Annotated in this window: 24 protein-coding genes and 1 tRNA gene; 14 read left to right on the top strand and 11 right to left on the bottom strand. The window is 59.6% G+C overall.

Going from position 1 to position 24,558, the window contains the following annotated elements:
- Positions 1–2: 2 nt before the first annotated feature.
- From V7Z56_RS05960 to V7Z56_RS05970, 3 genes are all read left to right on the top strand, one after another.
- Positions 3–824 (top strand): phytanoyl-CoA dioxygenase family protein, encoded by an 822-nt coding sequence (locus V7Z56_RS05960; RefSeq protein WP_334128453.1) that lies wholly within the window; start codon positions 3–5, stop codon positions 822–824.
- 94 nt (positions 825–918) lie between these two features.
- Complete coding sequence (xth, locus tag V7Z56_RS05965; protein ID WP_334128454.1) at positions 919–1,722, top strand: exodeoxyribonuclease III; 804 nt, start codon at positions 919–921, stop codon at positions 1,720–1,722.
- Between the two features lie 72 nt (positions 1,723–1,794).
- The gene (locus V7Z56_RS05970; RefSeq protein ID WP_334128455.1) at positions 1,795–2,592 is read left to right on the top strand and encodes an SDR family NAD(P)-dependent oxidoreductase; all 798 of its coding nucleotides are present in this window, start codon (positions 1,795–1,797) and stop codon (positions 2,590–2,592) included.
- A gap of 2 nt (positions 2,593–2,594) precedes the next feature.
- Here V7Z56_RS05970 and V7Z56_RS05975 read toward each other — a convergent pair whose 3' ends face one another.
- The 7 genes from V7Z56_RS05975 to V7Z56_RS06005 all read right to left on the bottom strand — a co-directional run bounded on the left by V7Z56_RS05975 (position 2,595) and on the right by V7Z56_RS06005 (position 12,706).
- Positions 2,595–3,083 (bottom strand): class I SAM-dependent methyltransferase, encoded by a 489-nt coding sequence (locus V7Z56_RS05975; RefSeq protein ID WP_334128456.1) that lies wholly within the window; start codon positions 3,081–3,083, stop codon positions 2,595–2,597.
- Positions 3,070–4,239 (bottom strand): tRNA epoxyqueuosine(34) reductase QueG, encoded by a 1,170-nt coding sequence (queG, locus tag V7Z56_RS05980; protein ID WP_334128457.1) that lies wholly within the window; start codon positions 4,237–4,239, stop codon positions 3,070–3,072. The genes V7Z56_RS05975 and queG overlap by 14 nt, the downstream gene beginning before the upstream one ends.
- Complete coding sequence (gene fzlA, locus V7Z56_RS05985; protein ID WP_334128458.1) at positions 4,220–4,888, bottom strand: FtsZ-binding protein FzlA; 669 nt, start codon at positions 4,886–4,888, stop codon at positions 4,220–4,222. The genes queG and fzlA overlap by 20 nt, the downstream gene beginning before the upstream one ends.
- Before the next feature lie 75 nt (positions 4,889–4,963).
- Complete coding sequence (locus V7Z56_RS05990) at positions 4,964–5,233, bottom strand: hypothetical protein (RefSeq protein WP_334128459.1); 270 nt, start codon at positions 5,231–5,233, stop codon at positions 4,964–4,966.
- Between the two features lie 198 nt (positions 5,234–5,431).
- The gene (gene gltB, locus V7Z56_RS05995; RefSeq protein ID WP_334128460.1) at positions 5,432–9,994 is read right to left on the bottom strand and encodes a glutamate synthase large subunit; all 4,563 of its coding nucleotides are present in this window, start codon (positions 9,992–9,994) and stop codon (positions 5,432–5,434) included.
- Between the two features lie 16 nt (positions 9,995–10,010).
- Positions 10,011–11,453 carry an NAD(P)-dependent oxidoreductase gene (locus V7Z56_RS06000; RefSeq protein ID WP_334128461.1) on the bottom strand — a complete coding sequence of 481 codons (1,443 nt, stop codon included), beginning with the start codon at positions 11,451–11,453 and terminating at the stop codon, positions 10,011–10,013.
- Positions 11,454–11,755: 302 nt separating this feature from the next.
- Positions 11,756–12,706 carry a complex I NDUFA9 subunit family protein gene (locus V7Z56_RS06005; protein ID WP_334128462.1) on the bottom strand — a complete coding sequence of 317 codons (951 nt, stop codon included), beginning with the start codon at positions 12,704–12,706 and terminating at the stop codon, positions 11,756–11,758.
- 210 nt (positions 12,707–12,916) lie between these two features.
- Between V7Z56_RS06005 and V7Z56_RS06010 the strand changes: the two genes are divergently transcribed.
- The 9 genes from V7Z56_RS06010 (at position 12,917) to ptsN (ending at position 19,702) form a co-directional block, all read left to right on the top strand.
- Positions 12,917–13,003 (top strand) — tRNA-Leu (locus V7Z56_RS06010).
- Positions 13,004–13,070: 67 nt separating this feature from the next.
- Positions 13,071–13,685 (top strand): ribonuclease D, encoded by a 615-nt coding sequence (locus V7Z56_RS06015; RefSeq protein WP_334128463.1) that lies wholly within the window; start codon positions 13,071–13,073, stop codon positions 13,683–13,685.
- Positions 13,686–13,812: 127 nt separating this feature from the next.
- Positions 13,813–14,814 carry a KpsF/GutQ family sugar-phosphate isomerase gene (locus tag V7Z56_RS06020; protein WP_334128464.1) on the top strand — a complete coding sequence of 334 codons (1,002 nt, stop codon included), beginning with the start codon at positions 13,813–13,815 and terminating at the stop codon, positions 14,812–14,814.
- Between the two features lie 3 nt (positions 14,815–14,817).
- A complete protein-coding gene (gene lptC / locus V7Z56_RS06025) occupies positions 14,818–15,492 on the top strand; it encodes an LPS export ABC transporter periplasmic protein LptC (RefSeq protein WP_334128465.1) in 675 nt (224 codons plus the stop codon).
- A 21-nt stretch (positions 15,493–15,513) separates the two neighbouring features.
- A complete protein-coding gene (lptA, locus tag V7Z56_RS06030; protein WP_334128466.1) occupies positions 15,514–16,068 on the top strand; it encodes a lipopolysaccharide transport periplasmic protein LptA in 555 nt (184 codons plus the stop codon).
- A 14-nt stretch (positions 16,069–16,082) separates the two neighbouring features.
- Positions 16,083–16,856, top strand: coding sequence for an LPS export ABC transporter ATP-binding protein (gene lptB, locus V7Z56_RS06035; RefSeq protein WP_334128467.1), 774 nt, complete (start codon positions 16,083–16,085; stop codon positions 16,854–16,856).
- 30 nt (positions 16,857–16,886) lie between these two features.
- Positions 16,887–18,437: an RNA polymerase factor sigma-54 gene (rpoN, locus tag V7Z56_RS06040; protein ID WP_334128468.1), complete on the top strand. Its 1,551-nt coding sequence runs from the start codon at positions 16,887–16,889 to the stop codon at positions 18,435–18,437.
- 152 nt (positions 18,438–18,589) lie between these two features.
- Positions 18,590–19,195, top strand: a complete 606-nt coding sequence (gene hpf / locus V7Z56_RS06045) for a ribosome hibernation-promoting factor, HPF/YfiA family (protein WP_334128469.1) — start codon at positions 18,590–18,592, stop codon at positions 19,193–19,195.
- Positions 19,196–19,237: 42 nt separating this feature from the next.
- A complete protein-coding gene (gene ptsN / locus V7Z56_RS06050; protein WP_334128470.1) occupies positions 19,238–19,702 on the top strand; it encodes a PTS IIA-like nitrogen regulatory protein PtsN in 465 nt (154 codons plus the stop codon).
- 26 nt (positions 19,703–19,728) lie between these two features.
- Here ptsN and V7Z56_RS06055 read toward each other — a convergent pair whose 3' ends face one another.
- A complete protein-coding gene (locus tag V7Z56_RS06055; RefSeq protein WP_334128471.1) occupies positions 19,729–19,947 on the bottom strand; it encodes a hypothetical protein in 219 nt (72 codons plus the stop codon).
- Between the two features lie 31 nt (positions 19,948–19,978).
- Entirely contained in the window at positions 19,979–20,437 is a 459-nt protein-coding gene (locus V7Z56_RS06060) for an Hsp20 family protein (RefSeq protein ID WP_334128472.1), read from the bottom strand.
- Between the two features lie 182 nt (positions 20,438–20,619).
- Between V7Z56_RS06060 and V7Z56_RS06065 the strand changes: the two genes are divergently transcribed.
- Positions 20,620–22,131, top strand: coding sequence for a 3-hydroxyacyl-CoA dehydrogenase (locus V7Z56_RS06065; protein ID WP_334128473.1), 1,512 nt, complete (start codon positions 20,620–20,622; stop codon positions 22,129–22,131).
- 30 nt (positions 22,132–22,161) lie between these two features.
- On the opposite strand, the gene V7Z56_RS06070 is transcribed toward V7Z56_RS06065, so the two are convergent.
- Positions 22,162–22,425 carry a hypothetical protein gene (locus V7Z56_RS06070; protein ID WP_334128474.1) on the bottom strand — a complete coding sequence of 88 codons (264 nt, stop codon included), beginning with the start codon at positions 22,423–22,425 and terminating at the stop codon, positions 22,162–22,164.
- 217 nt (positions 22,426–22,642) lie between these two features.
- Complete coding sequence (locus V7Z56_RS06075) at positions 22,643–23,410, bottom strand: hypothetical protein (protein ID WP_334128475.1); 768 nt, start codon at positions 23,408–23,410, stop codon at positions 22,643–22,645.
- Between the two features lie 243 nt (positions 23,411–23,653).
- Here V7Z56_RS06075 and V7Z56_RS06080 point away from each other — a divergent pair, with 243 nt between their 5' ends.
- Entirely contained in the window at positions 23,654–24,556 is a 903-nt protein-coding gene (locus V7Z56_RS06080) for an ABC transporter ATP-binding protein (RefSeq protein WP_334128476.1), read from the top strand.
- Positions 24,557–24,558: the final 2 nt, after the last annotated feature.

The following is a 24,558-nucleotide window of genomic DNA, read 5'->3' on the forward strand; positions in this document are numbered from 1 at the left end:
CCATGACCGCGACATACAGCGCTCCCGCCCGCTCATACGGCGTTCTGCAACAGGATCAGTCCAGCTCCCCGCACGAGGACATTGCCGAACAGATTCGCCGTCTCGGCTACGCCATTCTCGATTCCGGCTTCTCTGATGCGGAACTCGCCGTGATATCCGGGGATTTCAACCGGATGCGGGACAGCTACATCCGCAAATGGGGCGAGGAGAATTTACGCGGCGCCAATGAACTGCACACGATACGGGCGGCGGTCACGCATGGCGGTCCGTCGTTTCTGCGGCTGATCATGAATCCGGAACTGCATGCCGTTATCCGCCTTCTGATCCCCGGAAAATATTTCCTCAACCAGCAGAACGGCATCATAAATCCGCCGGGACAGACCTACAGCCAGGCGATCTGGCATCGGGACCTGCCCTATCAGCATTTCACGACCAGTACGCCGCTCGCAGTCAACGCGCTGTTCTGCGTCGATGACTTCACAGCCGAAAATGGCTCAACCTTCGTGCTGCCGGCGTCGCATAAAAGCGCCGCCTTCCCGTCCGAGACCTATATCCGCAAGCACGCCCTGCAAGTGGAAGCGAAGGCGGGGCAATATATCCTGCTCGATTGCATGACCTTCCACGGCGGCGGCTTCAACCGCACCCAAAAAGAGCGCCGCGCCGTCAATCATGTGTTCAATATTCCCTATTTCAAGCAGCAGATCGCGCTGCCGGCGAACATGAGCGCCGACGGGCTGAGCGACGCGGAAAAGGAAATGCTCGGCTTTACGTTTCAGGAACCCGCCTCGCTTGACGCCTATCTCGCATCGCGGATCGGGAAATAACGCACCGCCGCCCTATTGGGCTTTATCCCGCCGATGTTCAGATGCTAGAAGAAGGTAAACCCTTCAACCCGCCAGTGAACAGGGGATAATTTACGTGAGACTAGCCACCTGGAACATCAACTCCGTCCGCGCGCGCCTCGCTCATGTCGAGCAGTTCGTCGCGGAACACCAGCCCGATATCCTCTGTCTGCAGGAGACCAAGGTCTCGGACAATGACTTTCCGTTGAAAACCTTCACGAAACTCGGCTTTGAGCATTATCTGATCGCCGGGCAGAAGAGCTATAACGGCGTCGCCATCTTCTCCCGCGTGCCGATCACCCCGGCGGAGACCCGCATCTGGTGCGGGCGCGATGACAAGCGGCACCTCGCCGCGACGCTGGAGAACGGGATCGAGCTGCATAACTTCTATGTTCCGGCCGGCGGCGATATTCCCGATATCACCCTCAATGACAAATTCGCCCACAAGCTCACCTTCATGACGGAGATGAGCGACTGGTTCGCCGCGCGGCGCGCCGATGACAAACGCATGATCCTCGTCGGCGATCTGAATGTCGCGCCGCTTGAGAGCGATGTGTGGAACCACAAGCAGCTTCTGAATGTGGTGAGCCATACCCCCATCGAAGTGGAGCATATGGCGCGGATGTTTCAATCCCATGACTGGGTCGATGCGATGCGCCATTTCACGCCGGAGCCCGAGCCGCTCTATTCCTGGTGGAGCTACCGGGCGCGGGACTGGCGCGCCTCCAACCGGGGGCGGCGGCTCGATCATGTCTGGGTGACCCCGCCGCTGAAGCCGCACCTCAAGGCGATGCAGGTCGCCATGGCCGCACGCGACTGGGAGAAGCCCTCCGATCACGCGCCGGTTATTGTTGATTTCGATTTCACCGCGCAGGGCTGATCGCTCTTAAGGCTTGCCCCCTGCCCGCGCATGCGGCAGAGTTTCTCTCAACCAAAAACGAGGGAGAAAATCATGGCAAAAGCAGGGGATGGGCAGGGACGGCTCGGCGGGAAAGTGGCGCTGGTGACCGGCGCCGCGTCGGGGATCGGGCGGGCGACGGCCCTCCGCTTTGCGGAGGAAGGCGCCAAAGTCGCGCTTGCCGATATTGACGCCGAAAAGGGGCGCGCGCTCGCCGCAGAAATGACCGCGGGCGGCCATGACGTTCTTTATCAGGAGCTCGACGTCGTGAGCGAGGACGCGTGGGCGCAAGTCGTCGGAACGGTCGTCGATCGCTTTGGAAAGCTCGACATCCTTGTCAACTCCGCCGGGATCGGCCGCGCCAAGGGGCTGCTCGATATGCCCTATGACTTCTGGCAGCAGACGATGCGGATCAATCTGGATGGCACTTTTCTTGGCACCAGGGCCGCCGTGGCGCGCATGAAGGAGAGCGGCGGCGGATCCATCATCAACATGTCGTCGGTGCTTGGCTTCAGCGGGCTCACGAACCTCACCGCCTATTGCGCGAGCAAGGGGGGCGTCCGGCTCTTCACCAAAGCCGCCGCCATTGAATGCGCGGAGAAGGGCTATAATGTCCGCGTCAATTCGGTGCATCCCGGCTATATCGAAACGCCGATGGTGATGCGCCGTTTCGACAAGATCGCCGTTGGTGAACGCGAGGCGGAAGAGACGCGGCTGAAGCAAACGCTGCCCATCGGGCGGCTCGGTCAGGCGAGGGAAATTGCCGATATGATCCTCTATCTCGCGTCAGATGAAGCGGCGTTTGTTACCGGCGCGGAGTTCGTGATCGACGGCGGATATCTCGCCCGCTGATATTATACCTGACGGTAGAGATAGTAGCGGCCTTCCGCGACGCCGCCCGGCAGCGGCCAGGGCTGCCAGTCGTTGACCTCAAAAGGCTGGTCGCTGACGATCACGGCGCCCGACGCAAGCAGCGACGGCAGGCTCTCACCAAGCCGCCGCGCCAGCAGAACGCTTGCCTCCTTGTCGCCCGAGCCGATATCGCAATGGGCGAGAATGGCCTTCGCCTTCATCTTTGAGCGCGCCGCCGGCACGGTTTCGAGGAAATCACCGACGATCATATGCTCCGCATCCGGGATGCAATCGGGATGCGCTTTCACATGGCGATCGAAAACGTAAATATCGCGGTCCTGCATCAGCTCGCGCAAGTGATCATAGGTGCGGCCATTGCCAAGCCCGAGTTCGATGACGCTGCCGGGCGCGCTGCCGACGATGGCTGCGGCATAATTGAGACAGTCGCGCTGCGCACTCATGCGCCGGATAAAGCTGTCAAGCCTGCTCATGTCCACCCCCACTACAACTCTGGTCCCATTCTTCGCGGACGTCGCGATCTCGCTCCCCGTCCAGCAGCTTACCACGGAATTGTTGATAAAGAGAAGCGTCGACGATTCGCCCCAGCGCCCAGACGGCGGCGACGCGGACAATTGGCGAGGTGTCTTCAAGCAGCGGCGCGACGCATGAAAGGTAGTCGGGCCGGCCGCTGTTGCCAATGGCGATAAGGACATTGCGCAGAAATCTGTTACGCCCGAGCCGCTTCACGGGGGAGCGCGAGAACAGCTCGCGAAAGGACGGATCATCGAGCCCGGCGAGTGCCCTAAGCTCCGGCGCGCGGAGTTCGGGGCGGGGCGCGAGGCTGATTTCCGACGCCTTCTTCGCATATTTGTTCCACGGGCAGACGGCGAGGCAGTCATCGCAGCCATAGATCCGGTTGCCGATCAGCGGCCGCATCTCACGCGGGATATGCGCGCGCGTCTCGATTGTCAGGTAGGAGATGCAGCGGCGTGCATCGAGCTGATAGGGCGCAGGAAACGCCGCTGTCGGGCAAATGTCGAGACAGGCGGAGCAGCTCCCGCAGCCGCCATACCCCGGCGCGTCGGGCGGGAGCTCATGGGTCGTGTAGATGCTGCCAAGGAAGAGCCAGGAGCCGAACTCGCGGCTGACGAGATTGGTATGCTTGCCCTGCCAGCCAAGCCCGGCGGCGGCGGCGAGCGGCTTCTCCATCACCGGCGCGGTGTCGACAAAAACCTTCACATCGCCGCCATAGTCACGAACGATGCGCCGGGCCATGCTTTTCAGCTTCTTCTTCATCACATCGTGATAGTCGCGCCCTTGCGCATAGACAGAGATGACGCCGCGATCGTCCGCCGTTGAATGCGCCGCCGGGTTCTCCTCCGGGCCGTAGTTGAGGCCGAGCACGATGACGGACCGCGCCTCCGGCCAGAGCGCCTGCGGATGACGCCGCCAGTGCGCCTTTTCGACGATCCAGTCCATATCCCCGTGGCGGCCTGCGGCAATGAACTCATCGAGCCGGCGACCCGGGAGCTCGCCAAAATCGGCGGAGGCAAAGCCGACGGTATCAAACCCTTCCTCCGCCGCGATCCTTCGGAGTTCATCCCGGTCCGGCGCGCTATTGGCGCCTTCAGAAGTCGAGGTCGGCATAATGAGGCGGCGCCGGCATACCCGGCAGATTGTCCGCCAGAATGGGACGGAAGCTCGGCCGGGATTTGGCGCGGGCGTACCAGATTTTCGCGGTCGGATGCTGCTCCCACGGGACATCGCCAAGATAGTCGACGCTGGAGAGCTGGGCCGCCGCCGCAATGTCGGCAAGGGTGAAATCATTGCCCGCAAGCCACGAGCGGCGCTCCACCAGATAGGTGATATATTCGAGATGATAATGAATGTTGTGATGGCCCGCGCGGATCGCTGCCGTGTTCGGCGTGCCGCTCCGGGTCAGCCGCTTCATGATCTTCTCTTCGACCAGGTTTTCCGTCACCTCGACATAGAATTTGCGGTCGAACCAGCCGATCAGCCGACGCGTCTCAGCCCGCTCCACCGCGTCCTTGGGGAGCAGCGGCTCGTCCGGATATATCTCTTCCAGATATTCGCAGATCGCCTGTCCGTCTGCGAGAACGACATCATTCTCATCGATCAGGACAGGCACCTCGCCGGCCGGGTTGCGGGCGAGAAATGCCTCTCTTCGCTCCCACGGTTTTTCGATTCTAAGGTCGAATTTAAGCCCTTTCTCCGCCATCGCGAGCCGAACTTTGCGGCAGGCCGGAGAAATCCAGAAATGATAAAGTGTTCGCATGGCGCAAGATTACCCCATGCGGCCGGAATGGAGAATAGGGTGTTTGAAGGATTTTGATAAATTCTCTTAAAATGCCTAGTTAATCGGGCTGATCATGAGAGTCTCGCTTTGCTTCAAGAGCCGCGCGCACTCGCGCCGCACCCGCTCGAACATCTCGGCAACACGGATCTTTCCCTCTCCGTCAAGGCGCGCCACCTGACTTTGCGCGACCTCCGGCGCCGCCTCGCCGTAAATCAGGATGTAGCGGCGCGCGGCCCATTTCACATCGTCCGGGTTGATGATCGGATCAGGGAAGGAAGAAGAATGCCCGGGCAGCGGGGCGGCAAAATTTGTCGATTGTGTCATGTCTGCGTCTCCTGATGACGTCGGCTTTTGCTATTGGAGAAGCAAAAGCCGTACCAACCGAAGCGAAGGCGCAGCGCAAGTATTCGGCGCGCTTTCCCTGCCGTGAAGACGGAGCGCGCGCGCAAATGCGGAAATTTCTGCCGATATCAAAAAAACGCCGGGGAATTTCTTCCCCGGCGCCTTGCGTCAGACGTGCTCTCAAGCCGTTTGCTGTACCGGTGCATCGGAGAGCGGCTCGGCCAGCTTGTTGATCATTTCCTTCGGGCAGATCTGGTAGAAATGCTCTCGCTCCCAGCTCCAGTTGGCGAGCAGAGACTCGGCGAAGGGCGACTGCGTATAGTCGGCATGATCCATGATCATCTTTTTCAGAACCTCCTCCCAGTGGCGGGAGGCGAGCCGCTGATAGATCACGGTGTCGCTGTTGATCTGGAGCGGCAGGGAATTGTCGACGTCATAAACGAACGCCATGCCCCCCGTCATGCCGGCGGCGAAGTTATCCCCCACCGGTCCCAGAATAGCAACCGTACCGCCTGTCATATATTCGCAGCCATTGGTGCCGCAGCCCTCAACGACCGAGATCGCGCCGGAGTTGCGGACGGCGAAACGCTCGCCCGCCTGGCCCGCTGCAAACAGATAGCCCGACGTTGCACCGTAAAGAACGGTATTGCCGATAATGGCGTTCTCGTTCCATTTCAGCGGGCTCGAGGTCAGCGGCCGAACGACGATGGTGCCGCCGGAAAGCCCCTTGCCGCAATAGTCATTGGCATCGCCAAGGACTTCGAGCTTCAGCCCCTGCACGGCAAAGGCGCCGAGCGACTGACCGGCCGAGCCGCGGAGGCGTACGGTAATATGACCAGGCTCCAGCCCCTTCATCCCGAAGGTGCGGACGATCTGCGACGACAGCTTGGTGCCGATTGCCCGATGCGTATTGCGGATGGTGTAGGCGAGTTGCTTCTTTTCCCCGCCTTTGGTGAAGACGCTCGCCGCATCCTTGATCATCTGCGCATCCAGCGTCTCGGGCACCGGGATCGGCCCCTCATTGACGCAGTGGCGCGGGTTGCCGCCGGCATCGGCTTCGGCGAGCAGCGGGTTGAGATCGAGGTCATCGAGATGCGACGAGCCGCGGCTGACCTGCGTCAGCAGGCTGCTGTGGCCGATGATCTCCTGCAGCGAGCGGTAGCCAAGCTGCGCCAGGATTTCGCGCACCTCTTCGGCAAGGAAGCTGAAGAGATTGACGAGCTTGTCGGCATTCCCCTCATATTTCTTGCGCAGCTCCTCATCCTGCGTGCAGATGCCAACCGGGCAGGTGTTGGAATGACACTGCCGGACGAGAATGCAGCCAAGTGCCACCAGCGCGCCGGTGCCAAGACCATATTCCTCACCGCCCATCATCGCGCTGATGACGATATCGCGCCCCGTCTTCATGCCGCCGTCAACGCGCAACAGGACGTTGTGGCGAAGCTTGTTGAGGGTGAGCACCTGGTTGACTTCCGGCAGGCCCATTTCCCACGGTACGCCGGCATATTTGATCGAGGACTGCGGGCTGGCGCCAGTGCCGCCCGAGTTGCCGGAGATCATGATGACGTCGGCCTTGGCTTTTGCAACGCCGGCCGCGACCGTGCCGATGCCAACTTCGGCCACCAGCTTCACGCAGACGCGCGCATCGGGATTAATCTGCTTCAGATCATAAATGAGCTGCGCCAGGTCCTCGATCGAGTAGATGTCATGGTGCGGCGGCGGCGAGATCAGCGTCACGCCGGGCGTCGAGTTGCGGAGTTTCGCAATCATCTCCGAGACCTTGAAGCCGGGCAGCTGTCCGCCTTCGCCGGGCTTCGCCCCTTGTGCGATCTTGATTTCAATCTCTTCGCAGTTGTTGAGATATTCCGCCGTTACGCCGAAGCGGCCCGAGGCAATCTGCTTGATCGCCGAGTTGGCGTTATCGCCATTGGCGCGCGGTTTGAAGCGCGCGACATCCTCACCGCCTTCGCCGCTGTCGGACTTGCCGCCGATCCGGTTCATGGCGATGGCGAGGGTCTCATGCGCCTCCGGGCTCAGCGCGCCGAGGCTCATCGCGCCGGTGACAAAACGCTTGCGGATTTCCGTGATGCTCTCGACCTCGTCAATCGAGATGGGCTGGCGCGGCGATTTGAAATCGAGCAGGTCGCGCAGATTGATCGGCGGCAGGTTGCGCAGCCCCTCACTATATTTCTTGTAGAGCGAATAGCTGTCCTTCTCGACCGCCGTCTGCAGGATATGAATAAGCTCGCCGTCGAAAGAATGCACTTCGCCCGAGGCGCGGTAGCGATAAATACCGCCAACCGGCAGGCTGATCACATCGCTGCGGAACGCCTTTTCATGCTGCTCCAGCATCTTGTGCTGGATACCGGGGAGGCCGATCCCGGAAATGCGCGAGGGCATACCCGGGAAGAGCTCCGCGACCAGCGCGCGCGACAGTCCGACCGCTTCGAAGTTGTAGCCGCCGCGATAGGAACTCAGCACCGAGATGCCCATCTTGGACATGATCTTGAGCAGCCCCTGATTGATCGCTTCCTTGGCCCGCGCGAGGCAGGTCGGGATATCGAGACCCGGGAACAGGCCGCGTTCATGGCGGTCGATAATCGTTTCCTGCAGGAGATACGCGTTGACCGTCGTCGCCCCAACGCCGATCAGCACCGCGAAATACTGCACATCGAGACATTCGGCCGAGCGCACGTTGATCGAGGTAAAGGTTCGAAGTCCTTCCTTCACCAGATGCGTATGCACCCCGCCCGCCGCCAGAATTGACGGGATCGGCACCCGGTCCGGTCCGACATTGAGGTCGCTGAGGATCAGATGCGCGCAGCCACCGCGCACGGCATTCTCGGCTTCCTTGCGAATATGACGGAGCGCGTTCGAGAGCGCTTCCGGGCCGCCTGCGGCATCGAAAGTGCAGTCGATCTCCTGCGCCGCGTCGCCCATATAGGCCTGCATGGCTTCAAATTCGCCGTTTGTCAGCACGGGCGATTCGAGGGCGAGAATCTCCGCCTGGCTCTTGTCCTCATCAAGGATGTTGTTGAGGTTGCCGAGGCGGGTTTTCAGCGTCATGACGCCGCGCTCGCGCAGGCTGTCGATCGGCGGGTTCGTCACCTGGCTGAAGCGCTGGCGGAAATAATGATGCAGGCCGCGATACTGCCTGGAGAGAACCGCAAGCGGCGTGTCATCGCCCATCGAGCCGACGGCTTCCTTGCCGCTCTCGGCCATCGGCTGAACGATCAGTTCAAGATCCTCGAGCGACCAGCCTTCGGTGAGCTGACGACGGCGCAGTTCCTGACGGTCGAACCGCCGCGTCTCGGGCGCACCGGCAATCTTGCTGCCAAGATCGACGGTGTTCTCGATCCACTTGTCGAACGGCTGCGAACTCGCCAGCTTGTCTTTCAGATCGCGATCGAAATAGAAACGGCCTTTTTCCAGATCGACGCCGATCATCTGGCCCGGGCCGACGCGGCCCTTGCGCGTGATGCGCATCTCATCGACCGGCACCATGCCGGTCTCGGAGCCGACGATCAGCATATTATCCTGCGTCAGCGTATAGCGGAGCGGGCGCAGACCGTTGCGGTCCATGCCGGCGATCACCCAGCGCCCGTCGGTCGCGCAGATGGCGGCGGGGCCGTCCCACGGCTCCATCACCGAGTTGCAGTAGGCGTAAAGCGCCTTGTGCTTGGCGGGCATGCTCTCCTTGTTGCCCCAGCTTTCCGGGATCAGCAGCGTTTTCGCCATCGGCGCGCTGCGGCCGGCGCGCACCAGCACTTCGAACACCGCATCGAGCGCGGCGCTGTCCGAGCCGCCGGCCTGAATGATCGGCTTCACGTCGTTGGAGCGGTCGCCGAAAGTCTCCGAAACCATCCGGATCTCATGGCTCTTCATCCAGTTGATGTTGCCGCGGATGGTGTTGATCTCGCCGTTATGGGCGAGCATGCGGAACGGCTGCGCGAGGTTCCAGGTCGGGAAGGTGTTGGTCGAGTAGCGCTGGTGATAGATCGCGAAACTCGAGACGAATCGCTCATCCAGAAGGTCGGGATAAAAACTCGAAAGCTGCTCGGCGAGGAACATGCCCTTGTAGATGATCGAGCGGCAGGACAGCGTGCAGATGTAAAAGCCGCTTATATGCGCGGCGAGCACGCTCTTCTCGATGCGCCGGCGGATGATATAGAGATCGCGCTCGAACTCGTCATCATCGACGCCGCGGGTATTGGCGATCATGATCTGCTCGATTTCGGGGCGGGTCGCGTTGGCCTTCTCGCCGATAATCGTCGCATCGACCGGCACCTGCCGCCAGCCATAGATATAATAGCCGAAGGCAAGAATTTCGCTCTCGACGATGGTGCGGCAGGTTTCCTGCGCCTCGAAATTGGTCTTCGGCAGAAACACCATACCAACGGCAAGGCGGCCATCGATCGGGTTGTGGCCGGTGCGCATGATATGTTCTTTGAAGAAATTCTGCGGGATTTGAACATGAATGCCGCAGCCGTCGCCGGTTTTGCCGTCCGCATCCACCGCGCCGCGGTGCCACACCGCTTTCAGCGCATCGATACCTGCAACAACGACCGCGCGCGAGGGTTTGCCATCGATCGCCGCCACCAGCCCGACGCCGCAGTTATCCTTTTCCTCGGCCGGGTCATACATCCCGTTCATCGCGAGATGCGCCGCATTCTCCGTCCAGGATTTGACAAAAGCCTCCCCGTGCGAGAGGTCGGTTGACTGTGTCTCAATCTTCTTCGTCATATCGTCACCCCTTTTGTCAGGACGCCAGTACCTGTTGTTCAACCGCCGCCTTGCTTGCCAGATACTGATGGATGGAAGCTGCAGCATCGCGACCGTCGCGAATGGCCCAGACGACGAGAGAGGCGCCGCGGACAATATCACCGATGGCGAACACTCCTTCGAGATTGGTCATCGCCGTCTCGAAATCAACTGAAATGGTGCCCCAGCGGGTCACCTCGAGGGCGGGCTCATCGAACAGCGTCGGAATATCCTCCGCATCGAAGCCAAGCGCCTTGATCACGAGATCACACGGAATGTCGCGGTCCGACCCCTCGATCTCCACCGGCACCTGGCGGCCGGTCGAATCGGGAATGCCAAGATGCATATCAATGGTGCGCACGCCCGCAACGACGCCATCGCCGAGGAAGGCCTTGGGCGCCGAGAGCCAGACGAACTCGACCCCTTCCTCCTCCGCATTCACCACTTCGCGAAGCGATCCGGGCATGTTCTTGCGATCGCGCCGGTAAAGGCATTTGACCGATTTCGCGCCCTGCCGCACGGCGGTGCGCACGCAGTCCATCGCCGTGTCGCCGCCGCCGATGACGACGACATTCTTGCCCGCCGCGTTCAGCGTGCCGTCCTCGAACGCCGGCACGTTGTCGCCAAGCCCCTTGCGGTTGGAGGCAGTCAGATATTCAAGCGCCGGGACAATGCCGCCAAGGCCGCTTCCGGGCACCGTGATATCGCGCGACTTGTAGACGCCCGTTGCGATGACGATCGCGTCATGGCGCGCGCGGAGCTCGGCAAGCGTTGCATCGCGTCCGACTTCAAAATTCAGGTGAAAGGTAACGCCGCTGTCGGTCAGCAGGCGCGCGCGCCGTTCAACGACTTCCTTCTCAAGCTTGAACCCGGGAATGCCATAGATCATCAGCCCGCCGGCGCGGTCATAGCGGTCATAGACATGCACCTGATAGCCGCTCTTGCGGAGCTGATCGGCGGCGGCGAGGCCGCCCGGGCCCGCGCCGATGATGCCGACGGACTGCGCCCGCTCAACCGGCGGGACGGTCGGCTTGACCCAGCCATTTTCCCAGGCGGTGTCGGTGATGTATTTCTCAACGGCGCCGATGGTGACGGAGCTGAAGCCCTTCTCGATCACGCAGGAGCCTTCGCAGAGCCGGTCCTGCGGGCAGATGCGGCCGCAGATTTCGGGGAAATTATTGGTCGCCTGGCTGACCTCATAGGCTTCTTCAAGCCGGCCGGCCGCCGTCATCATCAGCCAGTCAGGAATGTTGTTGTGAACCGGGCAGTGGATCTGGCAGAAAGGAATGCCGCATTGCGAGCAGCGGCTGGCCTGCGCCTTCGCCCGCTCGCTATCGAATTCGTCGTATATTTCGTTAAAATCCTGACGCCGTTTTTCCGCCGTCCGCTTGTTCGGCATTTTTTTTTCGAGCGATACGAATTTCAGCATTTTTTCCGTCATCAGGCATCCCGTTCCGAATACGCAGCGGCGCATTCCACATGAATCATGTACGTCAGGCGAATTGGTCAATCTGTCAGATGTTCATCCTCCCCCTCTTCTTGCCGGATGTGGCGCAGGCGAAGAGGCATTCAGAATCTTCCTAAAGATTGACTCCTGAATAACGTAATTTTTTTGCGATGCCTAGAAAAAAATGAAATATAGGTCAATTAAGTTGACTTATATTCTCATCGAAGCGCTCAAATAACACAGGTCGATATCGTTTTCCTTACAACAATCCGAAAAATAGGTCCGATTTGGACCTATTAAGGATGAGCCACCTGCACGCCGCCGCCGCGCTGGAAGCGCCGCAGATAATCCGGCACGATCGCATCGATGGAGGACGCGTGAATCCCGAGGTCCGCAAGCCCCGGCAAATCGCCGCTCGCCACATTGTCATGCTTCAGAAGCGTCACCTGGTCGGGCGTGAGCGGCGGGCGGCCGGGCACGAAGGACATCAGCGCCGCAAATGCGCTCATCAACCCGTAAGGGACCGGCAGAAGCAGCGTTCTGCGCCGCGTGAACTCCAGCACCTTCTCCATCAGCTCCTTGAAGCTTAAGACGTCGGGACCGGCAAGCTCATAGGTTTTGCCCTGCGCCTCGGGGGTTTCGATAATCCGGACAATCGCATCCGAGACATCCTCTACCCAGACGGGCTGCATCCTCGACTTGCCGCCGCCCGCCAGCGGAAAGACCGGCGCGAGCGCAAAGATGCCGGCGAAACGGTTGAAGAACTGATCGTCATTGCCGAACACCACCGCCGGGCGGATGATCGACGCCCCCGGGAATTCGTAAGTGACGCGCTCCTCGCCTGCCGCCTTGCTGCGCGCATAGGCCGCGGCGTGATCCGGTGCGACGCCAAGCGCCGACATATGAACAAGCTGCTTCACGCCGGCCTTGCGGGCGGCTGCGGCGATGCGCGCCGCCGCCTCGACATGCACCGCTTCGAATGTCTGCGCGCCTTTCTCGAAGAGGATGCCGACAAGGTTGATCACGATATCGGCGCCCGCAACGGCGCGCTCCACCGATTCCTGGTTGCGGATATTGGTCTGGAAGCCGACGATCTGGCCGACATTCCCCTGCGTCATCAGCGGCAGGGCGCTTTCCGTGTCGCGAACGGCGATGCGGATCTGGTATCCCCGCGCCCCAAGCCTCTCAACCAGATGCCGGCCGATAAAGCCCGAGCCTCCGAAAATGGTAATCAATTGACCCGACATTCTTCTTTTCCTCTCATCAGCGGCAGCGATAAAGACAATGCCTTATTGTACCGACATTGTCCTGATATTGTCCTGATCTTATCCTGATATTGTCACTATCTAGCCGCTTAAAAGAGCAGCGCCAAGAGCTATCGGCAAAATTCTTTCAAACTTTCGACGAAGTTAGTTGACATCCGCCCGTCCGCTTTATATCAGAGGCAACGACGAGTTGCCCAGGTGGCGGAATTGGTAGACGCGCTAGCTTCAGGTGCTAGTTTCCGTACGGAAGTGGAAGTTCGAGTCTTCTCCTGGGCACCATCTTCAGCATATGTTTACGGTTATGCTCCTATCCTTCAGACTGCGCTAGCCGTACCGGAGGATCATAATGACGATTTATACGCATCTGGGCGACCTGCCCGATGACGTTGACCTCGGACCCGAGATTGCTATCGACAGCGAAACGATGGGTCTTATCCCCCACCGCGACCGGCTTTGCCTGATCCAGCTGTCCTCCGGAAATGGCGATGCGCATCTCGTGAAATTCGACGGCAAAAGCTATAATGCGCCGAATCTCTGCCGCCAGCTCGCCGATCCGGACCGTCTCAAAATATTCCATTTCGGCCGCTTTGATATCGCGGTGATCGAGCATTATCTGGGTGTCACCTGCGCGCCCGTTTACTGCACCAAGATCGCCTCCCGGCTCGTCCGCACCTTCACCGACCGCCACAGCCTCAAATATCTCTGCCAGGAGCTTCTCGGCGTCGATATCTCCAAGCAGCAGCAGTCATCGGACTGGGGCGCCGCGGAACTCACGGACGCGCAGAAGGAATATGCCGCCTCCGACGTGCTCTATCTGCACCGGCTCAAGGCGAAGCTCGATGCGATGCTGGCGCGCGAGGGACGGACTGATCTTGCGCGTCGCTGTTTCGACTTCCTGCCGACCCGCGCCCGCCTCGACCTCGACGGCTGGCCGGAGATTGATATATTCTCGCACAGCTAGGCCGCCCGCGGCGCTATTGGCCTTGTGAACGGTTGGCGGTTTTCTTATATAGTTATAAGATTTCAGCGATAAGATGTCGTCCTGGCGGAACATGCGTCAGGTCTGCACGCAGACGACGGATCAGTTAATGACAATTTCAAAGGAAGCGGCAACGCAAGGGCTTGACGACGACCCTGACCTCGCAGTTGCCCGGAAGGTTCTGAAAACGGAGGCGGCGGCGCTTCTGACCCTCCGCGACGACCTTGATGAGGAATTTGTCAAAGCGCTGGATTTCATTTTTCAGGCCAAAGGGCGCGTGATCGTCAGCGGCATGGGAAAGAGCGGCCATATCGGCAACAAGATCGCGGCGACCCTTGCCTCTACCGGCACGCCCGCGCAGTTCGTCCATCCCGCCGAGGCAAGCCACGGCGATCTCGGCATGATCACGCGAAACGATGTCGTCCTCTGCCTCTCCAATTCGGGAGAGACGAAGGAGCTCAGCGATATCATTGCCTATACCCGCCGCTTCAAGATCCCGCTGATTGCGCTCGTCGGCAAGGCGGACAGCACGCTCGGACGGCGCGCCGATGCGCTGCTTCTGCTGCCCGATGCGCCGGAGGCCTGCCCGATGGGGCTGGCCCCCACCACCTCGACAACCGCGAGCCTCGCGCTTGGCGATGCCCTCGCCGTCGCCCTCCTCTCGCGCCGCGGCTTCAGCGCGGAGCAGTTTCGTGTCTTTCATCCCGGCGGAAAACTCGGCTCGGCGCTGATCAAGGTTGTGGATCTGATGCATACGGGCGATGCCATGCCGCTGGTTGGCGATACGACGCCGATGAGCGATGCGCTTATTGAGATGTCGAGCAAGAGTTTCGGCTGCGTCGGCATTCTCGACAGCGACAGTCATCTCGTCGGGATCATCACCGACGGCGACCTGCGCCGCCATATGGGCCGCGATCTCCTTGAGAAAAGCGTGAGCGAGGTGATGACACGCAACCCGCAGACCATCCGCCCGGACGCGCTCGCGGGGGAGGCCCTCGCGCAGATGAATTCCACGGGATTTAACGGCATAACCTGCCTCTTTGTTGTCGAGAACGGCACGGCAATCGGCATCATCAGCGTTCACGACTGCCTGCGAAGCGGGGTGATATAGCGCATGAAATCCGCCGACCTACAGCATGCGGACGACGCCTCGCGCGAGGGGCGGTCGGGCGCGCGCAAGTTTTTCGACGCGGCAGGTCAGGCGGAAAAGAAGTTCAACGCGCGCTACAGCCACTTCGTTTCGGTCATCAAATTTATCCTGCTTGGCCTTGCGATCCTGCTGATCGGCCTTGCCTTCATCCTGCCCAATCTCGACCAGCCCGAAGGCTTCACGCTCGACTATGCCGATGTGACGATCTCCGATGACGGGCTGACGATGAAAAACCCGCATTATGTGGCAAGCGATATCAACGAGCAGCAGTATGTCGTGACCGCCGATACCGCAACGCAGAAATCGGCGACCGGATCGCTCGTCATGCTGAAGAATATCCAGGCCGATATCACCCTGCCGAGCGGCGACTGGATATCCGTCACCGCACCGGAAGGCGAGCTTGACACCGAGACGGGGATTCTCGATCTCTTCGGTGACATCCATATCTATAGTGACAGCGGCAACCAGCTTGCCGCCAACACGGCGAGGGTGGATCTCAAAAAACAGACGGTTGTGAGCCAGAACCCGCTGCAGGGTCACGGGCCGCTTGGCGCCATCGAGGCGGATCGTCTTGCGGCGGATCAGATTAGCGGTAACATACGCTTTGACGGCAATGTCAAGGTCACCATCAATCCCTGAACGGCTCTACGGAAGGCCCGAATGAAGAAGCTGACTATTGGACTGACATCATTGCTTGGCGCGCTTGCGCTGTCGATTTCGCTCGGCATTGGCGGCGCAACGGCGCAATCGGCGATCGGCGGCGCCGGTGACAGCAGCCAGCCGATTGAAATCACGGCCGATTCCCTTGAAGTGCAGCAGGCCAAGCAGCTCGCCATATTCGAGGGCAATGTGCAGGTCGTCCAGGGCGAGATCCGGATGCGCGCCGCGCGGCTGGTGGTGCATTATTCGGAGCGGGAAGCGAACAAGCAGGGCGATGCGCCGAACATCCGCCAGATCGATGCAAATGGCGACGTCTTTTTCTCCAACCCGCGCGAGACCGCGCAGGGTGATGCGGGCGTTTACGATGTCGTAAATAAACAAATTGATTTACAGGGAAATGTGGTATTAACCCAAGGCAAGAACGTGTTGCGCGGCGACACCCTCACCCTCGATCTGGTCACCGGCCAGAGCCGGGTTGAAGGCGGCGCGAGCACGAGTGGCAACCAGGGCCGTGTGAAGGGGATTTTTGTTCCTGACGACAAAGCCGGCGAGTAGAGTATGAGACACGGATGACGACAGGACCCCAGATCCCCGAAAACCGCCCTCGGCTGGTCGCCGAGAATACGGGTCTGCGGGCGAAGAATATCGGCAAGGCCTTCAAGAAACGTCCTATTCTGCGCGGTGTCGACATTACGGTGAACCGGGGGGAGGCTGTCGGCCTACTCGGCCCCAACGGCGCCGGCAAGACCACCTGCTTTTATATCATCTCCGGCCTGCTGCGCGCCGATTACGGCAGTATCTATCTCGACGGGCGCGACGTCACGGACCTGCCGATGTACCGCCGGGCGCGGCTCGGCATTGGCTATCTGCCGCAGGAGGCCTCGATCTTCCGCGGCATGACCGTCGAGCAGAATATCCGCGCCGTGCTGGAACTGATCGAACCCGACCGGGAGCAACTTGAGGCGATGCTCGAAGGATTGCTGGCGGAATTTTCGATTTCGCATCTGCGGCGGACACCGGCGATTGCGCTTTCGGGCGGCGAACGGCGACGGGTCGAAATTGCCCGGGCGCTCGCCGGCAAGCCTAACTATATCATGCTTGACGAGCCGCTCGCCGGCATCGATCCGATAGCCGTCGGCGATATCCGCGACCTCGTCTCGCACCTCAAGGATCGCGGCATCGGCGTGCTGATTACCGAGCACAACGTCCGCGAAACGCTTGATATTATTGACCGTGCATACATTCTTAACGAAGGCCGTGTCATAAAGGAAGGCAACCCGTCGGAGATCGTATCCGATGAAGGAGTGAGACGCGTTTATTTGGGGGATCGCTTCAATCTTTAGCAATCAAAGATTGACGGGATCAGGAGTAAGATGGCTCTAGCGCCCAGACTTGACCTAAGACAAAGTCAGCAGCTTGTCATGACGCCACAGCTGCAGCAGGCGATCAAGCTGTTGCAGCTTTCAAATCTGGACCTTGCGGCATATGTGGAACAGGAGCTTGAGAAGAACCCGCTTCTCGAGCGCACGGATGCGACGGCGGGCGATGACGACTATCTCTCCTATGATGAGGGAACAGATGTCGCCATCGATGCCGACGGCCCGGCCCTTGAAGAATGGCATGTCTCCGAGGATGTGCCGCTTTCGCTTGCGGAAAATGCCGCCATCGATACCGACACCGAATTTGACAATATCTACACCAACGACACGGCAACTGACGCGCCGGAGAGCGCCTTTGATGCCGACGGCGCCACTACCGGTTTTCTTGCGGCGAACAGCGGCAGCGCGTCCTTTTCCGGCACCGATATCAGCCTTGAGAATACGCTCAGCTCCGATGTCTCCCTGCAGGATCATATCGCCGCGCAGGTAAATCTTCTCCCCCTCTCCGCGGCGGACAAGATCATCGCGGCCTTCCTTACCGACATGCTGAGCGAAACCGGCTACCTCACCGGAGATATCGGCGAGATTGCCGAAAGCCTCGGCTGCCCGCCGGGCCGCGTCGAGGAGGTTCTCTCGCAGCTTCGCGGCCTTGACCCGACCGGGGTCTTCGCCCGCGATCTCGCCGATTGTCTCGCCCTGCAACTGCAGGAGAAGAACCGCTATGATCCGGCGATGGCGGCGCTTCTGGATAATCTTGAAATGCTGGCGGCCGGCAATCTCCGCGGGCTGCTGGAGGTCTGCGGCGTCGATCAGGAGGATCTTGCCGAGATGATCGCGGAGCTTCGGGCTCTCGATCCCAAACCCGGCCTTAAATATGGCGGCGAAGTCGCCCAGACCGTGGTGCCCGATGTCTTCGTCCGCCGCCGTCCCGATGGCGGCTGGCATGTCGAGCTCAACAGCGAAACCCTGCCAAAAGTCCTCGTCAACAATCGCTATTATTCCGTCATAGCCAAAAAATCGAAAAACCGCGAGGAGAAGGAATTCCTCTCCGAATGCCTGAATTCAGCCAACTGGCTGGTGAAATCGCTTGATCAGAGGGCGCAGACGATTCTCAAGGTCGCTACCGCACTGGTGGAAGAGCAGGAGATGTTCTTCACGCAAGGGATCGAGTTTCTCCGCCCGCTCAACCTCAAAACCATCGCCGAAACGATTTCCATGCATGAAAGCACCGTGAGTCGGGTGACGTCGAACAAATATCTCGCCTCTTCGCGCGGGGTGTTCGAACTCAAATATTTCTTCACCTCGGCAATCGGATCAACCTCCGGCGGCGACTTTCACTCGGCCGCCGCGGTACGCCACAAGCTGAAACAACTCATTGATGATGAGGATCCGAACCGGATTCTGTCCGATGACAAAATTGTCGAATTGATGAAACTTCAGGGGATAGATATTGCGCGCCGTACGGTTGCGAAGTATCGTGATGCTATGAATATTCCGTCTTCCGTGGAACGCCGGAGACTGAAAAAGCAGCTAATCGCTTCCTAAAAGAAGGATGCAGAGGATGCAATCTCGACGACAACTCCCCATATCATTTCACGTGTGTTGACATTGCAATATACTAAAACTATGGTCCCGCCCTCATAATGGCGACAACAGCCTGACCGGCGGATTTGGTCTCACTTCAGGAATGGATCTTTATGATGCATGTGATTGTTAAAGGTAAGCAGATTGATGTCGGCGATGCCCTACGAGAGCATATTGAAACGAACCTGGAGAACGGTGTCGCAAAATACTTCGACAACGCGATTGACGCGCAGGTTACGATAAGCCGCAAAAACCACAACTTCCACACTGAATGCAACGTCCATATCGGTTCCGGCATCGACGTCGCGGCGTCGGGCACCCATGCGGATGCCTATGCCAGCTTTGATGCCGCGCTGGAGCGCATCGAGAAACAGCTTCGTCGTTACAAGCGACGCCTCAAGAGCCACCACGGCAAGGAGCGCTATCAGGCGAAAATGGCCTTCGCCGCCCAGAATTACGTTCTTGCGCCCGAACCCGACGAGGAGCGGCCCGAAGTTGACGGGCAGGACGACTGGCAGCCCATGATTATTGCTGAAAGCAGCGCCGATATTCCGGATTGCTCGGTCGGCGAGGCGGTCATGCGGATGGATCTTGCCAATCTTCCGGCAATGATGTTCCAGAACTCCAAGACGAAGGAACTGAACGTCGTGTACCGGCGCGCGGACGGAAATATCGGCTGGATAGATCCGCGAATCGAAAAATCCGGCGAAACCGCCTGATCCGCGCCGTGCCCTCACAACGACCGACTGGTTCAAGTACCCATGGAAATTAGCGACCTTGTTCAGCCGCACACGGTGTTTGCGGATGTGAAAGCCACCAGCAAGAAGCAGGCACTTCAGGAACTGGCGCGGCGGGCGGCAAATATCACCGGCTGCGCGGAACGCGATATCCTCGATGTCCTGATCGAGCGGGAGCGCCTTGGCACCACCGGGATCGGCAAGGGGATCGCCATCCCGCATGGCAAGCTGCCGGGCATCGACCGGGTGTATGGGATTTTCGCCAAGCTGAGCGCCGGCGTCGACTATGACGCGATGGACAATATGCCGGTCGACCTTCTGTTCCTTCTGCTGGCGCCCGAATCCGCAGGCGCCGATCACCTGAAGGCGCTCGCCCGGGTCTCCCGTACGCTGCGCGACAAGGAAAGATGCGAGAAGCTCAGGGGCACCCACGATGCGGATGCTCTTTACGCCATCCTCACCGAGGAAACGGCGAAGCCGGAAGTTTGAGCCTCAGGCTCCGCTATTCCCCCGCTTTAATTGACGAGAAACGCTTCGAAATCGTTCTGGCGCGCAACGACCAGCGCGGCCGCAGCCGTTTTCTCCTCGCCGAGACGCTGGCCGTTGGCCGCGAATATGCGATAGATAACGGTGCCGTTCTCCGTAACCGGACGAACGTAAGCCATGTCCATCGACCCCAGCATACCGAAGGCCGCAGGACTTAAGTGACGAAGTGTGGCTTCCTGGTAGAGCATATCAAACTCCTTTACGCGCCCCAAAACGGGGTTAATCAGTAAATTCCGACGGGCTGACCGTCTTCATTTCTTTTTTCGAATTTTTGCGAGTGATCTTGATCTGGCGGCTTTCGGCTTTTGGCGTCGGCAGTTTCATATCGATATGAAGCAGGCCATTCTCCATTTCCGCGCTCGCAACCTCCAACCCTTCGGCAAGAACAAATTTACGCTGGAACTGGCGCGCCGCAATGCCGCGGTGCAGAAATACGCGCTCTGACTCGTCCCTCTGCTTACCATGGATGATCAGCTGGCTATGTTCCAGAGTTATTTGCAGGTCATCCTCGGTGAAACCGGCAACCGCGAGCGTGATGCGTAGGCGATCCTCGCCGATCTGCTCGATATTATAGGGAGGATACCCATCGCCGGAGGATTTCGACAATTGATCGAGCATCTGCTCGAAACGGTCAAAACCCAGCATCAGCGGGTGACTGAACGACAGGGGACGCGGCATCTGTTCCTCCTCTAATGAGCGAGATATCTGCACCCTTTCCGGCTGCAGCAGCAATAGCCCTAACGGCACTATTTTCCCGATATGTAAGGATTATGCTGCACAGCATCAAGGCAGGGTTTTACAATTTTAATACGCGGGGTATAACTCCCGCACGATTTGACAAGAAACAGGAACACAAGCACATGACCATCGACCCGCAGAAGCAGGACTTGAAGATTGGCGTCGTCGGCGCCGGAGCCATGGGGCGGGGGATCGCCCAGGTCTCCGCAACGGGCGGCATGCCTGTCTATATCTACGACGCGGCGGATGGCGCCGCCGCGGCAGCGCGGGATTTCATCGTCTCGATGATCGAGCGATCCGTCGAAAAGGGCCGGATGGACGCAGCCGAAGGCGCGGAGGCCGCCGCGCGAATCAATGTTGCGGAAAATATGGTGGGCCTTGCCGATTGCGATGTGGTTGTCGAAGCCATCGTCGAGAATCTCGAGATCAAGCAGAAGGTTTTCCGCCAGCTTGAGGAAATCGTTCGCCGTGACGCGATTATCGCCTCCAACACGTCGAGCATCCGCATCTCGTCCATCGCGTCCGCCTGCACGCACCGTGACCGCATCGCGGGGCTGCATTTCTTCAATCCCGTGCCGCTCATGAAGCTGGTCGAGGTCATCAACGGCACCGATACCAGCGATGAGGTGACGCTGGCGCTCGAAGTCGTCGGCAAGCGGATGGGACGCGTTCCTGTCGTCGTCAAGGACGCGCCGGGCTTCCTCGTCAATCTCGGCGGGCGTTCCTATACGACGGAAGCGCTGCGGATCGTCTCGGAAGGCGTCGCGACGCCGTTTCAGGTCGATGCCATCATGCGCGAGGCCTGCGGCTTCCGGATGGGCCCGTTTGAGCTGATGGATCTCACCGGCATCGACGTCAACTTTCCGGTCAGCCAGATCATTTACAATGGCTATTTCCAGGACAAGCGCCTCTCCACCTACCCGCTGCATGAAAGCATGATGGAAGCGGGCCGTTTCGGGCGCAAGAGCAAAGCCGGCTTCTATGACTATGCCGACGACGGAACCATCATCCGTCCGGATATCGAGGAGAAAATCACGGCGGCGCCGACACGCCGCGTGCTTCTTGCCGAGCCGTCAAGCGCGCTTGAAACCATTCTGCGCGACATCGGCGTCACGATCCTCTCCGAGGATGACGGCACCGCGCCCATTCTCGCCGATCCGGTCGGCGAGGATTGCACCGCGGTTGCGGTGCGCCTCGGTCTCGATCCGAAACGGCTGGTTGCCATTGACACGCTGACGGGCATCTTCGTGCGCGCGACCGTCATGGCGGCCCCCGGCGCGGATGAAGAGGTCGTCCAGTCGGTGATGGCGATGCTGAAATCCGTCTCGGGCAGCGTCACGCGGATCAAGGACAATCCCGGCTTCGTCGCCCCGCGCATCCGTGCAATGATCGCCAACCTCGGTTGCGAAATGGCGCAGATCGGCGTCGCGACGCCTGAGGATATCGACAAGGGAATGAAGCTCGGCCTCAACTATCCGCTGGGCTCGGTTGAACTTGCCGAGCATCTCGGGACGCGCAACTGCCTGAAGATACTGGAAACCATCCAGCAGATCACCGGGGAAGAGCGCTATCGTCCGAGCCAGTGGCTGCGCCGCCGTGCGCTTCTCGATCTGCCGATCCACACGCCGGACTGACGGCCCCCGCCAACCGATGCGCCCGTCGCGTTACTGGACGGGCGTATCGCTTTTCTTCTGCTTGGCCATCTGGGCCATTTCTTCCAGCGCTCCGGCCGCATTGCCGCCGAGGCTCGTCTCCACCGCCTGCATCATCGTCGCGATTGTGGCGGCTGTAAAATGCTCCCGCTCAAGACCCGCCGCGAGGCAGTCCTGCAGCGCCTTGTCGAGGTGACCGGTAATAATTTCCGCCGCCTTATCCAGCTTTTTTCGGGTGTCGCTGTCGGGCAATGAGGGTGAGAATTCGTCAGACACGTCGCATTCCATCAATTGGCTGTTAAAGATGATCTGAGACATAAAGTCTGAATGCTGTTTGCGCAAACTTATTTCGGGGGCAGAGCGCACGACTGCAGCCGTCTTTGCCCGAGAACGCAGCCACACGCCGGCCTCAGTTGCGGAGGCCAGCGGGACGGCGTTTCTGTCTAACGGGTGCGATCTCCGCCCGGGGCGTCCGAAATCGCGCAACAATCAATCAGAGTTTCGGCTTCACGACGGTCGATTCGCGCTTCTTCGTCGCGTCCACCTCCAGATTATTGACCCACTCATTCAGTTCATCATATTTCTCGATCAGCAGTTTGGCGCTCACCATGCTGACATCGAAGCCGAGGGTCGGCGTCGTTTTCTCGAGACTGTCGACGGAGCCCGTTGTTGCAAGACCGTATCTCATCGTGTCACGACAAACGGAAAAATCTGTGATCGTGTGGACAGCCCTCTCCATCAGCGGCGCAGAAGTTTCCGACAATCCGCCGAGGTCGAAGCAGGTCCGTGAGCCGGTATCGCCATGCCACTCAAGAAAATGCGCATTTCTTTGATTGAACGGACCATATTTCTCGACCAGCAATGCGGCGAAATCCTTGATGCTCGGCGGATTCAGATCGCCCGACCGGACGCGCGAGAGAGCGGTCACCACCTCGCTCCCGGCCTTGCCCGAGAACTCGATGATAATTGTCTCGTTCCCCGGAGTCGGGCCCGATGGCCGGATATGTCTGACCGCCATCCGGCCAAGAACGTCGTCGGTATTATACGTGGTTGTCCCGTCGCTATAGCTGTAGGTGTAATAATACTCCTGAACGTCGAATTCTGGATTGTGCTCGGTCAGGGCTTGTTTTGTCTCGTCGGGCGTCATCCCGAGCTTTATGCCGATCACATCAAAGCTGTGGATATCGGCAGCGGCGGCCGTGTTGACGGAAGTTGCGGCGAAGAGCCCGAGAATGAGAGAGATGGAGAAGATAAACCGCACGTGTTGCCCCCTGCAAAGTTGTGTTAGTGCTTCGAAAAATAGTATTTCACGGCAATTTCACGTCAACTTGATAATGTATTGTCACATATTTTTGACGACGGAGTAATTCCGCCCCGCACGGTATCGCGTGAGGTCTGTCACATTTTTACGTGGCAAAGGGTTGCGAAATTGCGCCTATCCTCATAGGCTCGCCAGCCTGCTTTTCGCGAAGGCATTCCTCTTTTCCGGTTCGGGTTTAGTTTTATGAACAGCACCGCCGTTATCGCCGCCTGCAATCTCGTCAAACGCTACGGCCCGCTGGAGGTTGTCCGGGGGATCGACTTCACCGTGCCGAAGGGGCAGTGCTTCGGCCTGCTCGGCCCGAACGGCGCGGGAAAATCGACGACCATGCGGATGATCATGGGGCTTGCCGAAATCACCGCGGGTGAGCTTACCGTTTTCGGTGTCTCTGCGTCAGAGATGACGCGGGAGGTGAAGGCGAAAATCGGTCTCGTCCCCCAGGACAGCAATCTCGACCCCGATATCACCGTCCTTGAGAATCTTGAGGCCTTCGGCCGCTATTTCGCCCTGCCCGCCGCCGTCGTCGCCGAGAGAGCCGAACGGCTCCTCGAGTTTATGCAGCTTGGCGAAAAGCGCCGCGCACCGGTCAATGCGCTCTCGGGCGGGATGAAGCGGCGGCTGACGATCGCCCGGGCGCTGATCGGCGATCCAGAGCTTGTCATTCTTGATGAGCCGACAACCGGGCTCGATCCGCAGGCGCGCGTCCTGATCTGGAAACAGCTTGGCGAACTTAAAAAGCAAGGGCGGACGCTGCTGCTCACCACCCATTACATGGATGAGGCGCAGCGGCTTTGCGATCAGATCGTCATCATCGACAACGGCACGGTCCTTGATCGGGGCACGCCCGAGGAGCTGATCGCGCGGCATGTGAGGGGCTTCGTGTTCGAGGTGCAGAAACCGGCGCTTGCAACCTCCGCAACGGCCCGCTGGGATCAGGAGGACATCGGCGATTCGGTCCTTTATTTTGTCGATGAGACGGCGGAATTTATCGCCGACCTCCCGCCCGATGCCGTCTATCTGCACCGGCCGGCCAATCTTGAGGATGTGTTCCTGCGCCTGACCGGGCGCAAGCTGAGAGAGAACTGACG

Origin of the sequence: Sneathiella sp. (assembly GCF_036844445.1) — a bacterium.
Lineage (GTDB): Bacteria > Pseudomonadota > Alphaproteobacteria > Sneathiellales > Sneathiellaceae > Sneathiella.

Coding starts and splice junctions, on each gene's coding strand:
- V7Z56_RS06055 (WP_334128471.1), bottom strand. CDS start 19,947: ATGCTCTACCAGGAAGCCACACTTCGTCACTTAAGTCCTGCGGCCTTC.
- gltB (WP_334128460.1), bottom strand. CDS start 9,994: ATGACGAAGAAGATTGAGACACAGTCAACCGACCTCTCGCACGGGGAG.
- lptA (WP_334128466.1), top strand. CDS start 15,514: ATGAAGAAGCTGACTATTGGACTGACATCATTGCTTGGCGCGCTTGCG.
- lptB (WP_334128467.1), top strand. CDS start 16,083: ATGACGACAGGACCCCAGATCCCCGAAAACCGCCCTCGGCTGGTCGCC.
- V7Z56_RS05970 (WP_334128455.1), top strand. CDS start 1,795: ATGGCAAAAGCAGGGGATGGGCAGGGACGGCTCGGCGGGAAAGTGGCG.
- V7Z56_RS06005 (WP_334128462.1), bottom strand. CDS start 12,706: ATGTCGGGTCAATTGATTACCATTTTCGGAGGCTCGGGCTTTATCGGC.
- V7Z56_RS06000 (WP_334128461.1), bottom strand. CDS start 11,453: ATGACGGAAAAAATGCTGAAATTCGTATCGCTCGAAAAAAAAATGCCG.
- ptsN (WP_334128470.1), top strand. CDS start 19,238: ATGGAAATTAGCGACCTTGTTCAGCCGCACACGGTGTTTGCGGATGTG.
- V7Z56_RS06065 (WP_334128473.1), top strand. CDS start 20,620: ATGACCATCGACCCGCAGAAGCAGGACTTGAAGATTGGCGTCGTCGGC.
- V7Z56_RS05990 (WP_334128459.1), bottom strand. CDS start 5,233: ATGACACAATCGACAAATTTTGCCGCCCCGCTGCCCGGGCATTCTTCT.
- V7Z56_RS05960 (WP_334128453.1), top strand. CDS start 3: ATGACCGCGACATACAGCGCTCCCGCCCGCTCATACGGCGTTCTGCAA.
- V7Z56_RS06020 (WP_334128464.1), top strand. CDS start 13,813: ATGACAATTTCAAAGGAAGCGGCAACGCAAGGGCTTGACGACGACCCT.
- V7Z56_RS06015 (WP_334128463.1), top strand. CDS start 13,071: ATGACGATTTATACGCATCTGGGCGACCTGCCCGATGACGTTGACCTC.
- lptC (WP_334128465.1), top strand. CDS start 14,818: ATGAAATCCGCCGACCTACAGCATGCGGACGACGCCTCGCGCGAGGGG.
- V7Z56_RS05975 (WP_334128456.1), bottom strand. CDS start 3,083: ATGAGCAGGCTTGACAGCTTTATCCGGCGCATGAGTGCGCAGCGCGAC.
- rpoN (WP_334128468.1), top strand. CDS start 16,887: ATGGCTCTAGCGCCCAGACTTGACCTAAGACAAAGTCAGCAGCTTGTC.
- V7Z56_RS06080 (WP_334128476.1), top strand. CDS start 23,654: ATGAACAGCACCGCCGTTATCGCCGCCTGCAATCTCGTCAAACGCTAC.
- queG (WP_334128457.1), bottom strand. CDS start 4,239: ATGCCGACCTCGACTTCTGAAGGCGCCAATAGCGCGCCGGACCGGGAT.
- V7Z56_RS06060 (WP_334128472.1), bottom strand. CDS start 20,437: ATGCCGCGTCCCCTGTCGTTCAGTCACCCGCTGATGCTGGGTTTTGAC.
- fzlA (WP_334128458.1), bottom strand. CDS start 4,888: ATGCGAACACTTTATCATTTCTGGATTTCTCCGGCCTGCCGCAAAGTT.
- hpf (WP_334128469.1), top strand. CDS start 18,590: ATGATGCATGTGATTGTTAAAGGTAAGCAGATTGATGTCGGCGATGCC.